Source organism: Formosa bonchosmolovskayae, assembly GCF_051016085.1.
GTDB lineage: Bacteria > Bacteroidota > Bacteroidia > Flavobacteriales > Flavobacteriaceae > Formosa.
This window is the reverse complement of the sequence record NZ_CP174605.1, coordinates 3,856,396-3,873,582: the sequence shown is the minus strand read 5'-3', so window position 1 is coordinate 3,873,582 and position 17,187 is coordinate 3,856,396. Positions and strand designations below refer to the sequence as shown.

The following is a 17,187-nucleotide window of genomic DNA, read 5'->3' as shown; positions in this document are numbered from 1 at the left end:
AAACCATTAAAATATATTATTATGAGTAAAAGTGGAAATACCGTATTAGGTCTTTTAGCAGGAACAGCTATCGGCGCATTATTAGGAATTCTTTATGCTCCAGACCAAGGAAGTAAAACGAGAAAGCGTTTAGCTGATGAAGCTTTGGCAACTCGTGATAAAATGAATATCGAAGCTAAAGATTTAAAGGAAAAGATGAGTAGTAGTGCTCATGATATTAGAAGCAAGGTAAGTAGCTCTATGGCTTCTAGAGGAACTTTAGACGAGCAGATAGAATCTATCGTTGCCGATGCTAGTCATAAAGCAGACGATGTTATTTCTAGTCTAGAAAAAAAATTAGCACATTTAAAAGAGCAAAATAAGAAATTTCAAAAATCATAATATATGAGTGTTTTTGAATCCTTAAATGAGACTTCAAATAAAGCTAAAGATATTGGTGAGCGGTATGTAGATACCTCTCACCAGTATATTAAGTTGAAAATTTTTCAACAATTAACCGGAGGTATGAGCCTTTTTGGTAAATTGTTGCTAATCGGTTCGTTTTTATTTATAGCTTTCATTTTCTTGGCAATTTCTGCAGCGATAGCTATTGGATATTGGTTAGAGAATTTTGCATTAGGTGCTTTAATTATAGGAGGATTATTTTTATGTCTAGCCATTCTTGTCTATTTGTTAAGACATCGTATAGATCAGAAATTTATAGAAACCATGTCAGACTTATTTTTTGATTAATTTATGAAAACGGATTTTAAAAATTTTAAAGAAATTAAGCTAGAATTAAGACGTTTAGATTTGGAACGCCAAATTGCTACGGAAGAATTTAAAGCTTTAAAAGGCGATATAAAACAGGATTTAAAACCTTTAAATTGGGTACAGACCGTAGTGGAGTACACAGGGAAAATAGGTTCTTTAGTCTTAATGAAAAAGATGTTTAAATAATAATAGTGTAGTCTATGGTTTAACAATACAATTTAAAATATTTATAAAAGCCTAATAGCATAAGGATAACCTTTGCTATTAGGCTTTTGTGTTTGTTATATTGGTGCAGGTATCAGGAGAATCTATTATTTTATAATAACTTTTAATAACTTAAGCTGTAAGGATTGCTACAAAAATTCTACTTTTGTTGTAATAAAATGATAAGAAAATTATGTCTGAAACTATTGAGAAAGTAAAGTGCCTTATAGTGGGGTCTGGTCCTGCAGGATATACTGCAGCTATTTATGCTGCCAGAGCTAATATGTCTCCTGTGTTATATCAAGGAATGCAACCGGGTGGTCAGTTAACTACGACTAACGAAGTAGAAAATTTTCCTGGATACCCTGAAGGTATAACAGGTCCAGATATGATGATACAATTACAAGAACAAGCAAAACGTTTTGGTACAGATATTCGTGATGGTTGGGTAACTAAAGTTGATTTTTCTGGAGAAGTGCATAAAATTTGGGTTAACGAAACTCAAGAAATTCATGCAGAAACTGTAATTATATCTACAGGAGCATCTGCCAAATATTTAGGTTTACCTTCAGAGCAGAAATACCTTCAATTAGGTGGTGGAGTATCGGCTTGTGCAGTTTGTGATGGATTCTTCTATAGAAACCAAGAAGTTGTTCTAGTTGGAGCAGGAGATTCTGCTTGTGAAGAAGCACACTATTTATCTAAATTATGTAAAAAAGTAACTATGTTAGTAAGACGTGACGAATTTAGAGCGTCCAAAATTATGGCTAACCGTGTTAAAAATACCGAGAATATAGAAATTCTATTTAATTCTGAAACTGAAGAAGTTTTAGGAGACGGACAAGTGGTAACAGGAGTTGTGGTTAAAAATAACCAAACTAATGCACTTACAGAAATACCTGCAACGGGATTTTTCGTAGCCATAGGTCACAAGCCTAATACCGATATATTTAAAGATTACTTAGAATTAGACGAAACAGGGTACATTATAAATACTCCAGGAACTTCTAAAACTAATATCGATGGGGTATTTGTATCTGGTGATGCTGCCGATCACGTATACAGACAAGCTATTACAGCTGCAGGAACGGGATGTATGGCTGCTTTAGATGCAGAACGTTATTTAGCGTCTAAAGATGTATAAATAGCAACCCTATATAAAATATACAATCAAAAAACACCCGAACTTACTTAAGTTCGGGTATTTTGTTTTTTAACTTGATGTTTAACAAAAAATATCAAGTATTACTGTGGTGATAAACGTGATTAAGGTTTCCATGGTGGTTGGTTGTTTTTGATTGATGTTATGTTAGATGGTTAGTATTCTAGTCCGATGTAATATTTATACCGTCTTCACCGATATTTACATTAACATCGTTACTTTTGGCTTTTACGCCTTCACTTCCAATATGTATGTCAACATTATCATTTTTAATTTTAACACCCTGACTGTTTATTTTTAAAGAGCCATTTTCATCGTTAATATTTAAGTCTATAAAATCATTATCATCGTCGTCGTTATCTTCATCAAAACAATCTAGACATTCAATATCGTCATTCAATATTTTCATGATATGATTGGTTTCAAATATTTTCATTATGTTATTTGGCGGATTATAGCGATTTAAGAACGAATGTGTGTTTTTATTAAAATGGACATGAGTGCCTTCAGGGATAAATAATATAATGTTAACCTTTTGCTCTCTATACTTATTTTCGAAATGCGTTAGTGCATAGCTGTTTAATAACAATTCTTTATTCGTTAAGTTATAATTGTATATAATGTTGTTGGCACGCGTTTCGGCATCTAAATAATCTTGGCCTTTAGATTCCTTTTCAATTAGAATAGAGGCAACACTATCCTTAGTCGATCGTACAACAATATTAATATCTCTTGTAAAAATCACTTTTTCATCGTTTTCGTTATAAACAATCTGAAAATCGGTGCTTCTTCTGTTAGAGCGATTATATTTTGTATTGGTTATCATCTTAACACGTAACGTATCTTGTTTGGTAATAGGTAATGTGTTTTCTTGACTAACAACCGTATCTAAGGCTTGATTAGAGGCTTGCTTTACGCCAATAGTAATTAGCCCGATAATTGAAATTAACCAAACACCCAACAGTGTGAATTTAGCCACTTTACCTATAGATTTTAAATTATCTATTAAAATCTTTAACCCTAAATATAAGACAAAAAAGCATGGGATTCCTACAGAGAAAAATACAAATAAAGAACTTAACCAAATAGGTAATCCAGTTGTGTTTAATGCATCTGGGTAATCCATCCACCACGGATGAAAAAACGAAGAGCTTCCTAAAGATATTAGGCTAATAAGTAAACCAAATATAAAAATCGCCCCAAAAATAACTAGTATAACACCAATAAACTTGGCAAATACTTTAATTATAAACATAAAAAGCGCTCCAATTGAATCAAAAAACGACTTAGAAGACGATTTTACTTTGGTGCCATATTTCTCGTAGTCTACACTTTTAACGGTATCGGAAACATCTTCAAAACCTTTTTTAATTTTTTTTTCGATGTTGCTAATATTAACAGGTTCCCCCGTCATGTTAAGTTTTTCTGCTGTTGTTGTAGCTTCCGGAATTAAGATCCAAAATAAGATGTAAATTAGGGTAAATGTCCCGGCAGAACCTAAGGCTAATAACACCCATATTAAACGTACCCAAACCGCATCGATTCCTAAATAATGAGATAATCCAGATGCCACACCTCCAATATAAGAATTGCTTGTGTCTCTATATAATTTTTTACTTGGCTTGAAGCTTGTCTGAGATTGCGGTTCATCTTCAAAGATTTCATCGTCTACAAGATAATCTTCAGGTTGCCCCATAATAGAAATAACATCTTCTACCTCTTTCGAGCTAATAACTTGCTTATCGTGTTTTACGCGTTCATTAAATAATTCAGCAATACGCGCTTCAATATCGGCAAGAATTTCAGAACGTCCTTGAGAGTCGGTAAACGAGCGTTTTATAGCCTCAAGATAGCGTTGTAACTTTAGGTAAGCATCTTCATCGATATGAAAAAATGTACCGGCTAAATTTATGTTAACTGTCTTATTCATTGGTGTTCTTTTTTTGGCTGGTTACTATATTTACTGCATTTTGTAGTTCACTCCAAGTGGTGTTTAATTCACTCAGAAAAATCTTTCCTGTATCGGTTAATCCGTAATATTTTCGTGGCGGACCCGAGGTCGATTCTTCCCAACGATAATTAAGGAGTCCTGCATTTTTAAGACGTGTAAGTAAAGGATAAATAGTACCCTCTACCACTAACATTTTCGCGTCTTTTAAGGTCTGTAGAATTTCTGCAACATAAGCATCGTCGTCTTTTAATACCGATAAGATGCAATATTCTAAAACACCTTTGCGCATTTGGGCTTTTGTGTTTTCTATTTTCATCTGTTTATGTATTTAAAGATTGTTAAGTGCTTATTTAGACTACAGGGTGGTATACTTAGTTGAGTCATGTTTTAATACGTTTTAAATTTAAACTGTTCATTTTTTGATGGATTGATGATGATTTATTTGATGAAATGAATGGTTAATGGATATTGAAACTCTTCACCGTCTTTGGCTTTTAAACTAGCTAGAATGATTAAAGTAAGCTCGATTATAAAACCTATAATGGCAAGTCCGATTAAAACACTGCCTAGAAAAACTAGAGAAAATAATTCACTAAAATTAAAATGGAAACTCTCTGCCATTTGAAAATCAATAAATTCAAATCCACTAAATATATTATAAAAGAAAAACGGTACCGTTACCATTCCTAAAAGAACAGTGTATAAAAAAATACTGATTTGAAAGTTAATAACCGCTTTACCGTGTTTATCTATAAACATGGATTTATCTTTATTCATAATCCACAATAGGGTAGGAGCTATAAAGTTTCCAAAAGGTATTATGAATCTAGAAAAAGTAGATAAATGTATAAAAGTGGCAATATTTTTTTGGTAGTTATCTAACATTTTAAAAGTATATAATAGTTGTCTATGCAAATATATGTTTAAAAAAAGGTATTATGCAAAACACAGTAGTGTAATTTAACATAATATTAACAAGTTGAAATGTGAATAATTTTCGATATTTTTACTAAAACAATCAAACGTATGACACTTACTCCTTCTAAAGTTAATAGCTTTTTAATATTCAAACTTCCGTCTGCTTACTTATGTGGCGTACGTACTCAAGTCTTAAATCAGGACACATGTGTGGTTCGTGTCACACACAGGTGGATTAATCAAAACCCGTTTAAATCTATGTTTTGGGCGGTACAGGGAATGGCCGCAGAATTATCGACAGGTGCATTAGTAATGTTGAAAATAGCCGAAAGCGGAAAAAAGATTTCGATGTTAGTACTAGGTAATAAATCGCGTTTTATTAAAAAAGCAACTGGAAAAATCAAGTTTACTTGTCAGGATGGTCATGTTATACAGGAAGCCATAGATAAAACCATTGCTACAGGAGACGGACAGACATTTTGGATGACCGCTGTAGGCGTAAATGAAGAGGGGATAGAAGTATCGTCTTTTAAATTTGAATGGTCTGTTCGTGTAAAGAATTGATTCTGTTTAGATTCCCATAACTCATTTTTAAAATGGGATTAATTGACCTTTTTTAATATGTATAGCAAGGTTTGAGCGGTGTATTTATGTTTGGTAGACAAAATACCATTGTTGTTCTACACACTATGTAGTCTTGTCTAATAGATTTTATTTTACTTTAATTTCTAAGGAATTTTGCCAGTAGAATGGGAGTATCCGTTCTTTAATTTAATTATAAAGTAAAATGTCTTATGAAAAATCTATGGATTCTAGCCAAGAGGGCGACGCGATCTATTTAAGTGCAGAACAATTTCCAGGAACAGATGTTAGTGATGTCACTAAACTAGAAGCAGGAATCGCATTTCCCATAATTAATACAAATAAAGAGAAGCTAACCATAGGTGGGAAGGTTCAGAATACAAGCTTTAGTTATGTCGACAAAGATGTGCCGTTTGCAACTGATGAGATAGAAGACTTCAATGCTTTTAGCTTTAAATTAGGGTATGAACGTCGCTTAAGTGATCGCTGGTCTTTACAGCTTATGGGAGAATCTCAAGTGGCTTCTAATTTTGGGGAAAATGAAATAAAATCGGAAGACATTTTCTTTAATGCTAGCGCAGTTTTAGAGCGTTATAACGAGAGCAATAACTCTATATGGACATTTGGAGCGACTTACGATATACAGTACGGCTTGTATTATCCAATACCCGTAATTGCCTATACGAAAAGAATAGATGAATCATGGGCCTATAAAATTGGTTTTCCCGATGCACGTGTAAGATGGTTTTTATCCGAACATCACAATTTTGAAGGTTTTGCGACTTTAAAAGGATTTACTGGGAATATTAACGATGAAGTAGAAGTGTATAAAGAAGATTATAGTGGCACTTTAAGACAAACACGTTATATATTGGGTTTGGGCTATAACGTTAGTTTTTTTAAGACTTTCGAAGCAAATATAAGTGGAGGTTATTCTATGTATAACACTATGAAAATCCAAGATTACAATCATAATGAGGTTTACGATTTTGAGCCTTTAAATAGTTATTATTTAAATTTAAGCCTGAAATATAAATTTAAAAGCAATACGGCCATTAGGTCCTTATATTAAGGGAATTTCAATAAAAAACCTCAAGTAACAGTTCGATGTTATCTCGAGGTTTTATTACGATTCTTATTAAAAATTATCGCTTAAATAATCCTGTTTTTAGGATGTCTTTAGCCGTTTTGTTTTCTGGCTTGACAGCAGTTGTTTCTGAATTAGAGATAGGTGTTAAGACAGAGATTTCTCCATCTTCATCTATAACAAGTGAATTGGACGTTAATTCAGTAATATCTGCATATCCAGACGTCTCATTTCCTTGACCCCAGTTGTAATAAATTTGTGTTTGTGCACTGTTATTCCAAGACCAGCTTGCCAAACCACCTTGATTACTGCTTAACGGACTAGTATTGGTAACAAAATAAGTACCTGCTCTAGAGAATAGCACAGTTAATGCTTCTGTAGTTCCAATAACATTTTCGCCATTAAAACTTACCAATTGCCATGTTTGGCAAAGTAAATCGGTGTTAGTCGACTTTTCAATTTCCAATTGTTTAGATGCTTCAATTTGAATAGTTTGTTCAGGGGCGCTTGCTAATGCTAAAGCGAATTGTATTGAATTTTCATCGATATTAGATATAATTAAAGTTCCAAAATCTGATAGTACAATGGTGTCATCATCAATAAGGCTATAGGTCCCAAAAAGTATTTTTGGTTCTTCGGTAGTGCGTTGGTCTTCCGAAGTTTTTAAAATAATATAATTGCCACTTTCATTAAATTCAAAAGACTCATAAGTAGAGGCATTAGTAACTACCCATTTTGCATTAATGGTTGTGTCTTCTGTGGTCTCTGTTAAATCGTTCTCTCCGTTATCACTGCTATCGCAACCTATAATTAATGCAAATACGAATACGGTTAATAGAATCAGACTAAATTTTTTCATTTTGTAATATTTCGGTTAATTGTTTCATAAATAGGCTTATACAAAATTGCTAAGCCTATTTTTTTTGTTTAAAAATTAGGGTGTAAATCTAGAAAAAATTAAGCGTGTCGTGCAATAGAAAAGAGAATCTTTAGTAGCATTTCTAAGGGGTCTAAGTATATTTTTGTAAGTGGTTTATATTGAGCATGTTTAAATGGTAGGTGCAAAATACCATTATAAAATAACGAGTAATACCGTGTGTTTTGTGATTTTGGTTATAATAAACGTTTCATACCTGCAATAAGAAAAGGAGTCTTTGGCAGCTTATTCATAATCTTAATATCGTCTACAAGTCTACTCTCATTGCCTAAAAATTTTAATAGGTTCTCTGCTGGTATATTTTTAAACATTATTGAGAATATTTCCTTTCCAGTCATTCTTTTAGAGATCATGACTTCTAACACAGTGCGGTCGTACCATTGAAACATTTTTTCTCGAAATGTCATTTCAGGATATGGATGTTTTCCTGTTATTAAATTGTGTGTAATACTCTTGGTGTTTTTCTGAATAAATTGAAACGTGTAACCACTACTTGCTTTGGTAAAACCCCCAGCCGTTCCAATGTTAATGATGCGTTCTCCCGATTTTGGGCGTCTCGAAAATTTTGCTAAAGACATGGGAATTACTCCAAATTCTTTATGTAATATGTCGTATTCCGCGATATTTAAAACGTCGTTAATATATTGTTCTAAAGCCGATTTATACTCTGCCTTATCTAGCAGTTTCTCACTAAATAGTGTGTATTCTATAAGAGCTTCGTGTGCACTTGTAGGAAGTACATACATAAAGGTAGCTCCATGATCTTGATTGAGTCTAAAATCCATTAAAGTACCCACTTTAGCATTAAATGTGGGCTTGTTAGTTTTAATAACCCAACCTTCAAAATGCTGTAAAAGTGCATTTTTAGTATTAATAGTAGGATTGAATAAACTGGTAGAATTAAAAACATAGTCCGACGTGTACGTCCCGTTTTTAGTTTTTACGGTGGCATGATTGTTCTCCGATTGGATATTTTGAATGGTCTCCAACTTAAAGGTGACGTTTTTAAACGTTTTTGCAAATGATAATACGTGATTGTAAAAATCAATGCCTTTAATCATTTTGTAACTATAGTGCTCTAAATTTAACCGTTGCGTAAATTCCGGAGTTAGAAATTCTAGAGTTTTCCATTCGTGCGTAACTATGGAATCAAAAAGTCCTTTCTCCGTTTCCCAATAACACCAAGTTCTGTCGTTTGAATTCTTTTTAACGCTATCAAGAACTAAAATAGTCTTAGTTTTTAAAGTTGGTTCATTTAAAATGCGGTATAATAAACTTAAACCCGCACAGCCTGATCCTGCAATGATATAATCGTATTTTATCTGTTCTTGTTGTGGCATGTTTTAACTAACTAATCCTTAAATAAATTTATAAATTAAATGGAATTAGATACCATTATTCTATTTCTATTTCTTAATGTTTTACAATCTAAAGATAAAAGGAATGATGTTTTATTGGATGCATTAACGGTGTTTTTTAGTACGCTTTTAACACACAAGATAATAAATCTTGTAAAGCCATAGAATAGTTGAGTGCTATCTTATAAAAACTGTTTGGCCTTCTTTAATGGTTTCAACTACCTGAATGTCTTTTATGGTATCCGGTGCTACCTTCAATGGATTTTTATCTAAAATAACTAGATCGGCTAACTTTCCAGCTTCTAAAGTTCCTTTACGGTCTTCTTCAAAATGCTGATAAGCCGACCAAATGGTAATGGCTTTTAAGGCCTCGAAAGGCGTCAGGCGCTCGCTTTCCCCAATAATCTGTCCCGATCGGGATGTGCGTTGTACAGCAGTCCAAACCACACGCATTAAATTAGGCAACGCTACGGGCGCATCTGTATGAATAGTAATATTTAGACCTTTGTTAAGTGCTGTTCTTACGGGGCTAATTCTGTTCCCTAAAGAATCTCCAATTATTTCCTTATGCCAATCGCCCCAATAAAAGGTGTGTAGCGGAAATAGGGATGTAATTACATTTAATTCTTTAAAGGCGTCCAACTGGTCGTCTCTAACATATTGTCCATGAATTAAAACATTTCTGCGATCGTCGTTACCATATTTCTCTGCTAATGGTTTCATGGTTCGTATCATCTGATCCATTGCCGCATCACCATTAGCATGTGTTAAAATCTGATAGTTATTTGCAAAAGCTTTCTCGTAAATGGCTGTAACTTCATTGTCATTGGTAAACGCGGGATATCCCAAATAGTTTTTATCGGCACCGGCAGGAGGTAACAAATAAGGAATTGTTCTCCACGCTGTTCGACCTTGTGGAGAGCCGTCCAAAGTAATTTTCATGCCGCCAACGCGATAATGTTTTGTGTAGTTTTTAGAATACCATTTAGATTCTAAAGGTTCGGTAAACATATAGTCCATGTAAGACACTACATCTAGTTTAAAGAAATCGGTTTCGGCAAATTCGGCGAGCAGATTGTGTTGCTCCATAGCACGTCCTTCTTGAGCGGTAGTATAACCAAAAGATAAAGCCATTTCTTGACCAGCGGTCATAAACAACATTAAAGCTTCTTTAGAGGCAGGTGTTAAGGCTTTAGCATATAACGGAATCGCAGCTAATTCTTCTAAAACCCCATTGGGCTCGGTAGAATTTGGCATTCTTCTAATTAAACCTCCTTCAGGATTTTTACTAGCAGCTGTTATGTCTAATAATTCGAGAGCTTTAGAGTTCAACGACGCAAAATGACCAGAAATATGAATAATCATAATAGGTGTTTCTGTACTCACTTGGTCTAGATCTTCCTTGGTGGGGAATCGTTTTTCTTTAAGTGCAGAGTCGTCAAATCCCATACCAAATATCCACCCGGTAAGCGCTCTGTTTTCGGGCGTATTCCAGGTTTTAAGAATCTCTATGAGTTTAGGGATATCGTCTGCTTTTGCATCTGGCGAAGGTAATATCTGAGCCCCAATGGCCTGGGCCGAGAAGCTTCCAAAATGGGCATGACCATCAATAAATCCTGGTAGTAGCGTTTTTCCTTCAAGATCAATCATTTTATGTCTCTGGCCAGCAATTTCCAAAGCTTTACTTGACTCACCAGCAAATTCTATGTTTCCATCTCTCACAACCAATGCATCTACATAAACAGGTGTTTCTCCAGTCATCGTAATAATGTCTCCACCAAAATAAACCGAAGCTGAATTTTCTTCTTGGCTTTTCTTGTTTTCATTACAAGAGCACAGAATTAGTCCTATAATTAATAGTAAGTAGTTTTTCATCTTGTTACATTTTTTTAAGTCCTATATCCCCATAGTTCTAGATGAATTATAACATTTAGACGGTTAGCTTATTACCTAAGGAATTGGTATTTGTAATCTAAAGATAAATGTAATTTAATTGCATTGTACAGATTTATTACCTTTTTTACTATGCTTTTAAGATGACATCCGATTAATGCTTCCCAACACGTGTAAGAATATGCGATGGTTAATTGAATGAAGATCTAATTTTGGCTAACTCTGCTTTCTATTTTATTTTTAAAGTGGTGGTGAGGTTTTTCTCAGATTTTAGATTTTATTCTACTCAGTGTTTCTTGAGATATATTAATGTAAGAAGCCACTATTTTATTCGGCAAACGCTTAACAATATTAGGGTTAATTTTAAATAATTGTTTATAACGCTCGGAGGCATCTAGAGTGGTAAACGAGATTAATCTTTTAGAATTATTCACGTAAGCCTTTTCTAAATAGATGCTATAAAAATCTTTCCATTTGGGAACAATCGTCATCAGATGTCTAAAGTCGTCGTGGGTGATGTATAACAGTTCACTGTTTTCAACCACTTGAATCGTTTCTTGTGCAGGTTCATTTGTTATAAAGCTGACCAGTTCTGTTGCAAACTGATTTTCGAAAGCAATATAACGCGTTACGTCTTTCCCTTCTTCGTTTATATAAAATAGTCTTAAGCACCCTTTTTTTATAAAATAACTCACCTGACTATTCTTTCCATGGGAAAGTAAAATGTCGTTTTTGTTTTTCTTTATGGTTTTAAAATAAGGCAAGACAATTTTTAAATCGTCGTCTTCAATATCAATATTCTTCTTTATAAAAGTAGTGAGTGCCGTGTAATCTGCCATTTATTTGTAGTCTCTTACAAATTTACGATAATGGATGATATCTTGAATGGATAGCACCATCAAATTGTGCACATGTGCAAATTCTATAATCGTGTCTGTTTTTGCCATTGTGCCATCGTCGTTCATTAATTCACACAATACGGCTTCAGGTTTTAGTCCTGCTAATTTCATTAAATCTACGCTACCTTCAGTATGACCTTTTCTTTCTAAGACACCATTATTTTTAGCACGTAACGGAAAGATATGTCCGGGTTTCGCTAAATCCTTGCTTGTCGCATATTCGTGCGAAGCCACTTGAATGGTAGTTAGTCTATCTTTAGCCGAAACGCCTGTAGTTACGCCTTGTTTTGCTTCTATAGAAATGGTAAAAGGGGTTTGGAAACTGCTGGTGTTTTCTTGAACCATATAAGGCAAGTTAAGTAAATCTGCTTTTTCATTTGTTAGACAAAGACATACAATTCCACTACATTTTCTAATCATAAGTGCCATTTGGGTAGTTGTCATAGCATGCGCAGAGAATACTAAATCGCCTTCATTTTCTCGGTCTTCATCATCCATTAAAATAACTCCATTTCCATTTTGAAGATGGATTAATGCTTCTTCTAAGCGTTCTTTGCTGTCTGTATTTATAGTTTGTAATGTCTCTAATTCTGTAAGTACCATTTTAAAATATAATTAATATTAAGATGGCAAAATTAGTGTTGTCTGTGGTAAAAGCCTTTGATGTAAGTCAATAAAACCACCGATTTAAAAACAACCTATTCGATTTAAAAACTCTTGCTCAATTAAAGATTAGTAGGTTGTAGTTTTAATTGTAAGATGTAAAGAATAGGTGTTGTGCTATTAATTTTTAATGTAGTCGTTTACAGGTTTTGGCTTGATTTTTCTTTTCCAATAAATAATGTAATACGTTCCTAACACTGTTGGTAAGGTCCACGCAATTAAACTTCCTAGACCTAAACCTGCAATAATAAAGGCGGTAACAGATGCGATTAAGGCTCCAATCATTTTTCCGATATGAGATATTAACCAAGCATTTTTGTTCCGCTTTGTGTTATTATAAAAATTAAAATCTTTTATGGTTAGCAATAAACCAAAACCACCAAAGAACAGATATAACACGCTTAAAGGAACACCAGTTAATAATCCATATATACCTAGAATAATCATAATGGTCGAAAATAAAAGCATGCCTCCAGAAACAACTTGGTCAATCAAGTCGGCTTTATCTTTCTTCTTAAACGTTAAAGCTCTATTTCCAGCCAAAACCAGATATATGGTAAATAAGCCAATTAAAAATAGAAATATATTTTCGTGTTTTGGCATCCAAGATATCGGAATAGAAATTACCGAACTACCTATCATTCCAAAAGAGAATAAATGTCCCATTTGTTTATGTAACCTACTTCCTTTTTTAACGATAACACTTCCAATTCCGGTAATTAATCCAAGGCCTCCAAAGCATGCATGAATATAAATCAAAATTTTAATTGTTGCTTCCATGTATTTTAATTGAGTTTAACGATTTAAAATTAAGATTATAATGTAGGAGTCAGGAGGTTTAAAATTCTGAATTGTCGATTTTTAGTGATGAGTTGTTTAAATGATTAGTACCCGTTATATTAGGCGTTTAATAGTTTTACTATTTTCGACAACTTTTTAAACAAACCTAACTCGGCTCTTTTTTTTAAGTCACTATTTGTGGTTGCCGAAGTATTTTGCCTTCTTCTTTAATTATATCCTTAACTATTTTTAATTGATCTGCCTTCGTTTTTTTCCGAGCTAGCATAAGTTATATAATTTATACGATTCGACAGACTGACTTACAGACTAGTTTTTTTATAAAAAGATGTCAGTCTATAAGCGCAAACCCTAATTATACCATATTTGTTTTACGCTAATTTATAATCTGATTGAGTTTATTGATATTTTACCAAAGCCATAATTTAGCCGTACTAATTTTTAATGCACTCTACTTATTACAGTTATTTATAGTACGATAAGTGGTTTGTGTTTTAAAACAAATATTATCAATATGGACTCTATACTTAGTAATACGTTATCGAAAACGGAAGCTATTGAAGCCGACTTTAAGGATTTTATTCTAAAGCAAAAGCATCCTTGCGTTATGGCTAAAACCGTGTTTTTAATGGAAAAATATCATTTAAAAACATATAATAGTATAAAAGCAGAAGAGAGTGCTGTGGCCCTTTTAGAAGATTTAGAGCGTTATATAAATCAGTATGATTTCGATTCTAATGAATTTGAATCATTTATAGCTGTTTTTCCGAATGATACATTCGACACCGAAATTGAATTTGAGAACGCGCTTTGGAAATTTCTGCAACAATTACACCAATTAGACGATAAGGATTGGGATCCATCGGTAAGTGATAATCCAGAGGACTCTAATTTTAGTTTTAGCCTTAAAGGTCGAGCTTTTTACATAGTAGGCTTACATCCTAATAGTTCCAGAATCGCAAGGCAAAGTCCGCAACCGACTATAGTATTTAACTTGCATTGGCAATTCGAAAAACTAAGAGATATGGGGACGTATAAGCGCGTTAAAAAACGCATTAGAAAACGAGATAAAAAACTACAAGGTACCATAAATCCTGTGTTAAAAGATTTTGGAAACGATACAGAAACCAAGCAATATAGTGGTAGACAAGTAGAAGGGGATTGGAAATGTCCTTTTCATTCAAAAAGTTAATAATTATGACGATGTTACATATAATTGAAGAACAAAGCGGAAAGGCAGTACGCTTGAAAAAAGGCGATATCCTAAAAGTAATCGACCCTCAAGGGATGCAAGTAAGCGATATGGTGCTTTTTAACGCTAACGATTTAAAAGAGAAAATATCTTCTGGTAAAACACTAGATTTCGAAGAATCTATTTTACTGTCTACAGGTAATTTTTTATGGAGTAATAGATCTCATAAAATGATGAAGATTTTAGAAGACACTAACGGGAGAAACGATTTTTTGTTAGCACCTTGTAGTGCTGAAACCTTTAAGATTATGTATAACAATCCGGAGTATCATCCGAGTTGTTTAGAAAACTTGACTAAGAATCTAGAGCCTTTTGGCATCGAGCAAGACGACATACCAACGGCGTTCAATATTTTTATGAATGTGCAGTTTGATAACCAAGGAAAGCTTTCTGTACTACCACCTACATCTAAAGCTGGGGACTATGTAACTTTTGAAGCTCAAATGGATTTGCTAGTTTGCTTAACGGCATGTTCGGCAGAAGATAGTAATGGAGGATCGTTTAAACCCATTCATTTTGAGGTAAGTTCTCCGAATTAATTCGGTTTGAAAGGCTAGTAGATTATGAGATTCAAATAGTGTTTGTTTTAATGATTTTCCGCGATGCATTACAGGTTTATAATCGGTAACACGTTTTAAGATGCTAAAAGGACAGAATATTTGTCCATTTTAAAATAAACATTATCAGGACGGTTATACCCGTACTGCCATATATTAAGCCTTCCCAGTAAAAGGTTCTTTTACCGTAAAGCTTTCTCATTTTTTCGCTATAGGTTTTCTTGTAAGGCCCAACAGTAACCTTCCAATAAATAAAAAGGACGATTAAAAAAATTAAGACAGTTATTCCTATGATCCAACTTTTATCCATTTTGAAGTTTTAGTTTGTTTTTTTCTGAGTTGCATTAAACTACTAAATAAGTCAACGCTTGGAAAAGATACGATATTTTGATTATACAACGCGCAGAATATTTATAATAGAGATTACCAATTTTTGTTTCTATAAAGGAGAAGGTGAGTTTATGTACAACTATAAGCATAATTCTTAAATGGTGTAGGTACAGGTTATTCTACTCAATTGATTAGCATTTTTTTACAATTTCTATTATGAGCGACCTTATAAACCTTGTGAGAACGCCTAATTCAAGGTGATTTTGTAATCTTCGGATATTCTTGAACTAAAATCATTTACTCTTTTCCAATCTGTAAACTCTATGGGTTTGTCCGATTTTGTTGGTCCATGAGTTAGTTTCATAATTAATCTAATCATAATCCTATCTGTCCAGGGATAGGATTTATAGTCTAATTTTCCTGCAAAAACGTCTAAGTAATCAGGTTTCCATTGCGTTTTATTTATAAATTTAAGGAGATAAGGATTTGTAGTAGGAGAATTTTTATTGTCGTTTCTTGCAACAAGATTAACGGAGAAAAATGCGGTCCTTATTTTTTGTAAATAGTCTTTGTGCTTCGACACAAATTCATAAATACGCGCATTGTGTTTGCCGTATCTTATACTTGCACCAATAATTAGGGTATGAAATTTATACACGTCGATATTAAAATCTTCAATCGAGCATAGCTTTGTGCTTATGTGTCTCTCTGTGAAATTTGCACTTAACTTTTCGCAAATCTTTTTAGTTTGTCCATCTACAGAAGAATATATTATTCCGATATGTTGTTCCATAATATAAATTTCTCAGTTACATTTTTGATGTGTATTTTGATCTAAAATAGGGTTACAATTTAAAATTGAATTCACTCAGATTTTGGATGTTTCCCTGCTGTTACCCTATAACTTAAAGGTAACGAAAATGGAGTTTTATTACTATTTTTAAGTCATGATTTGTAACAAAAATTAATTTATATCCACATATAAGTTATAACCTCTAATTTTAAATATTATGAAAGCACACGAAATAGATTATCGTATTTATGGTGAAGAAATGCAATATGTAGAAATTGAACTGGACCAAAATGAAGGCGTAGTTGCCGAAGCGGGAAGTTTTATGATGATGCATGAAGGCATTAAAATGGAAACTATATTTGGAGATGGTTCTACAGAAAATGCTGGATTTTTAGATTCTATTTTCGGAGCAGGTAAACGCTTGCTAACTGGCGAAAGTTTATTTATGACGGCTTTTTATAATACCTATCCAGGTAAACGCTCTGTATCTTTTGCATCGCCATATCCTGGTAAAATTTTAGCGGTAGATTTGTCTCAATTTGGAGGGAAAGTAATTTGCCAGAAAGATGCTTTTTTATGTGGAGCGAAAGGAGTAAGTGTAGGTATAGAGTTTTCTAAACGACTAGGACGTGGATTATTTGGGGGCGAAGGATTTATAATGCAAAAATTAGAGGGCGATGGGATGGCTTTTGTACATGCAGGAGGAACGCTAGCTACAAAACATTTAAAAGCTGGAGAAAAATTACGTGTAGATACAGGTTGTATTGTAGGTTTTACTAAAGATGTAGATTACGATATCGAATTTATAGGTGGCATTAAGAATACAGTTTTTGGTGGAGAAGGTTTGTTTTTTGCCACGCTTACCGGTCCAGGAACAGTTTATGTACAATCTTTACCTTTTAGTCGTTTGGCCGGTCGTGTGCTATCTGCTTTACCTAGAGGTAATAATAAAAAAGGTGAGGGCAGTGTGCTAGGCGGTCTTGGCGATTTGCTGAATGGAGATAACAGATTTTAACAATTTAATTTTTGTTTTAAGACAATGTTAACATT

19 protein-coding genes are annotated in these 17,187 nt (G+C 33.5%); 9 read left to right on the top strand and 10 right to left on the bottom strand.

Features of this window, described 5'->3' with window-relative positions; all coding sequences use genetic code 11:
• Positions 1–21 precede the first annotated feature (21 nt).
• From ACKC83_RS16645 to trxB, 4 genes are all read left to right on the top strand, one after another.
• On the top strand, positions 22–381 hold the full coding sequence (locus ACKC83_RS16645; RefSeq protein ID WP_434036401.1) for a YtxH domain-containing protein: 360 nt from the start codon (positions 22–24) through the stop codon (positions 379–381).
• Positions 382–384: 3 nt separating this feature from the next.
• The gene (locus ACKC83_RS16640; protein ID WP_414035006.1) at positions 385–732 is read left to right on the top strand and encodes a hypothetical protein; all 348 of its coding nucleotides are present in this window, start codon (positions 385–387) and stop codon (positions 730–732) included.
• 3 nt (positions 733–735) lie between these two features.
• Entirely contained in the window at positions 736–939 is a 204-nt protein-coding gene (locus ACKC83_RS16635) for a hypothetical protein (protein WP_414035005.1), read from the top strand.
• A gap of 211 nt (positions 940–1,150) precedes the next feature.
• Positions 1,151–2,101 (top strand): thioredoxin-disulfide reductase, encoded by a 951-nt coding sequence (trxB, locus tag ACKC83_RS16630; RefSeq protein ID WP_414035004.1) that lies wholly within the window; start codon positions 1,151–1,153, stop codon positions 2,099–2,101.
• Positions 2,102–2,282: 181 nt separating this feature from the next.
• On the opposite strand, the gene ACKC83_RS16625 is transcribed toward trxB, so the two are convergent.
• The 3 genes from ACKC83_RS16625 to ACKC83_RS16615 form a co-directional block, all read right to left on the bottom strand.
• On the bottom strand, positions 2,283–4,049 hold the full coding sequence (locus ACKC83_RS16625; RefSeq protein WP_434036400.1) for a PspC domain-containing protein: 1,767 nt from the start codon (positions 4,047–4,049) through the stop codon (positions 2,283–2,285).
• Complete coding sequence (locus ACKC83_RS16620) at positions 4,042–4,386, bottom strand: PadR family transcriptional regulator (protein ID WP_414035002.1); 345 nt, start codon at positions 4,384–4,386, stop codon at positions 4,042–4,044. The genes ACKC83_RS16625 and ACKC83_RS16620 overlap by 8 nt, the downstream gene beginning before the upstream one ends.
• A gap of 122 nt (positions 4,387–4,508) precedes the next feature.
• Positions 4,509–4,955, bottom strand: coding sequence for a DUF4870 domain-containing protein (locus ACKC83_RS16615; RefSeq protein WP_414035001.1), 447 nt, complete (start codon positions 4,953–4,955; stop codon positions 4,509–4,511).
• Positions 4,956–5,096: 141 nt separating this feature from the next.
• Between ACKC83_RS16615 and ACKC83_RS16610 the strand changes: the two genes are divergently transcribed.
• Positions 5,097–5,552 (top strand): DUF4442 domain-containing protein, encoded by a 456-nt coding sequence (locus ACKC83_RS16610; RefSeq protein ID WP_434036399.1) that lies wholly within the window; start codon positions 5,097–5,099, stop codon positions 5,550–5,552.
• A gap of 223 nt (positions 5,553–5,775) precedes the next feature.
• Positions 5,776–6,642: a DUF6268 family outer membrane beta-barrel protein gene (locus tag ACKC83_RS16605; RefSeq protein ID WP_434036398.1), complete on the top strand. Its 867-nt coding sequence runs from the start codon at positions 5,776–5,778 to the stop codon at positions 6,640–6,642.
• Between the two features lie 73 nt (positions 6,643–6,715).
• On the opposite strand, the gene ACKC83_RS16600 is transcribed toward ACKC83_RS16605, so the two are convergent.
• From ACKC83_RS16600 to ACKC83_RS16575, 6 genes are all read right to left on the bottom strand, one after another.
• Positions 6,716–7,516, bottom strand: a complete 801-nt coding sequence (locus ACKC83_RS16600) for a hypothetical protein (RefSeq protein ID WP_434036397.1) — start codon at positions 7,514–7,516, stop codon at positions 6,716–6,718.
• A gap of 254 nt (positions 7,517–7,770) precedes the next feature.
• A complete protein-coding gene (locus ACKC83_RS16595) occupies positions 7,771–8,934 on the bottom strand; it encodes a lycopene cyclase family protein (RefSeq protein ID WP_434036396.1) in 1,164 nt (387 codons plus the stop codon).
• Positions 8,935–9,129: 195 nt separating this feature from the next.
• Entirely contained in the window at positions 9,130–10,827 is a 1,698-nt protein-coding gene (locus tag ACKC83_RS16590) for an amidohydrolase (RefSeq protein WP_434036395.1), read from the bottom strand.
• 281 nt (positions 10,828–11,108) lie between these two features.
• On the bottom strand, positions 11,109–11,684 hold the full coding sequence (locus tag ACKC83_RS16585) for a Crp/Fnr family transcriptional regulator (RefSeq protein WP_434036394.1): 576 nt from the start codon (positions 11,682–11,684) through the stop codon (positions 11,109–11,111).
• Positions 11,685–12,347 (bottom strand): 3,4-dihydroxy-2-butanone-4-phosphate synthase, encoded by a 663-nt coding sequence (gene ribB, locus ACKC83_RS16580; RefSeq protein WP_434036393.1) that lies wholly within the window; start codon positions 12,345–12,347, stop codon positions 11,685–11,687.
• 180 nt (positions 12,348–12,527) lie between these two features.
• The gene (locus ACKC83_RS16575) at positions 12,528–13,187 is read right to left on the bottom strand and encodes a hypothetical protein (protein ID WP_434036392.1); all 660 of its coding nucleotides are present in this window, start codon (positions 13,185–13,187) and stop codon (positions 12,528–12,530) included.
• 532 nt (positions 13,188–13,719) lie between these two features.
• On the opposite strand from ACKC83_RS16575, the gene gntA reads away from it, so the two are divergent.
• Complete coding sequence (gene gntA / locus ACKC83_RS16570; protein ID WP_434036391.1) at positions 13,720–14,397, top strand: guanitoxin biosynthesis heme-dependent pre-guanitoxin N-hydroxylase GntA; 678 nt, start codon at positions 13,720–13,722, stop codon at positions 14,395–14,397.
• A gap of 11 nt (positions 14,398–14,408) precedes the next feature.
• Complete coding sequence (locus ACKC83_RS16565; RefSeq protein ID WP_434037795.1) at positions 14,409–14,996, top strand: DUF1989 domain-containing protein; 588 nt, start codon at positions 14,409–14,411, stop codon at positions 14,994–14,996.
• Between the two features lie 595 nt (positions 14,997–15,591).
• Here the strand turns inward: ACKC83_RS16565 and hemG are convergent.
• Positions 15,592–16,137 (bottom strand): menaquinone-dependent protoporphyrinogen IX dehydrogenase, encoded by a 546-nt coding sequence (gene hemG, locus ACKC83_RS16560; protein ID WP_434036390.1) that lies wholly within the window; start codon positions 16,135–16,137, stop codon positions 15,592–15,594.
• Positions 16,138–16,354: 217 nt separating this feature from the next.
• Between hemG and ACKC83_RS16555 the strand changes: the two genes are divergently transcribed.
• The gene (locus ACKC83_RS16555; protein ID WP_434036389.1) at positions 16,355–17,152 is read left to right on the top strand and encodes a TIGR00266 family protein; all 798 of its coding nucleotides are present in this window, start codon (positions 16,355–16,357) and stop codon (positions 17,150–17,152) included.
• Positions 17,153–17,187: the final 35 nt, after the last annotated feature.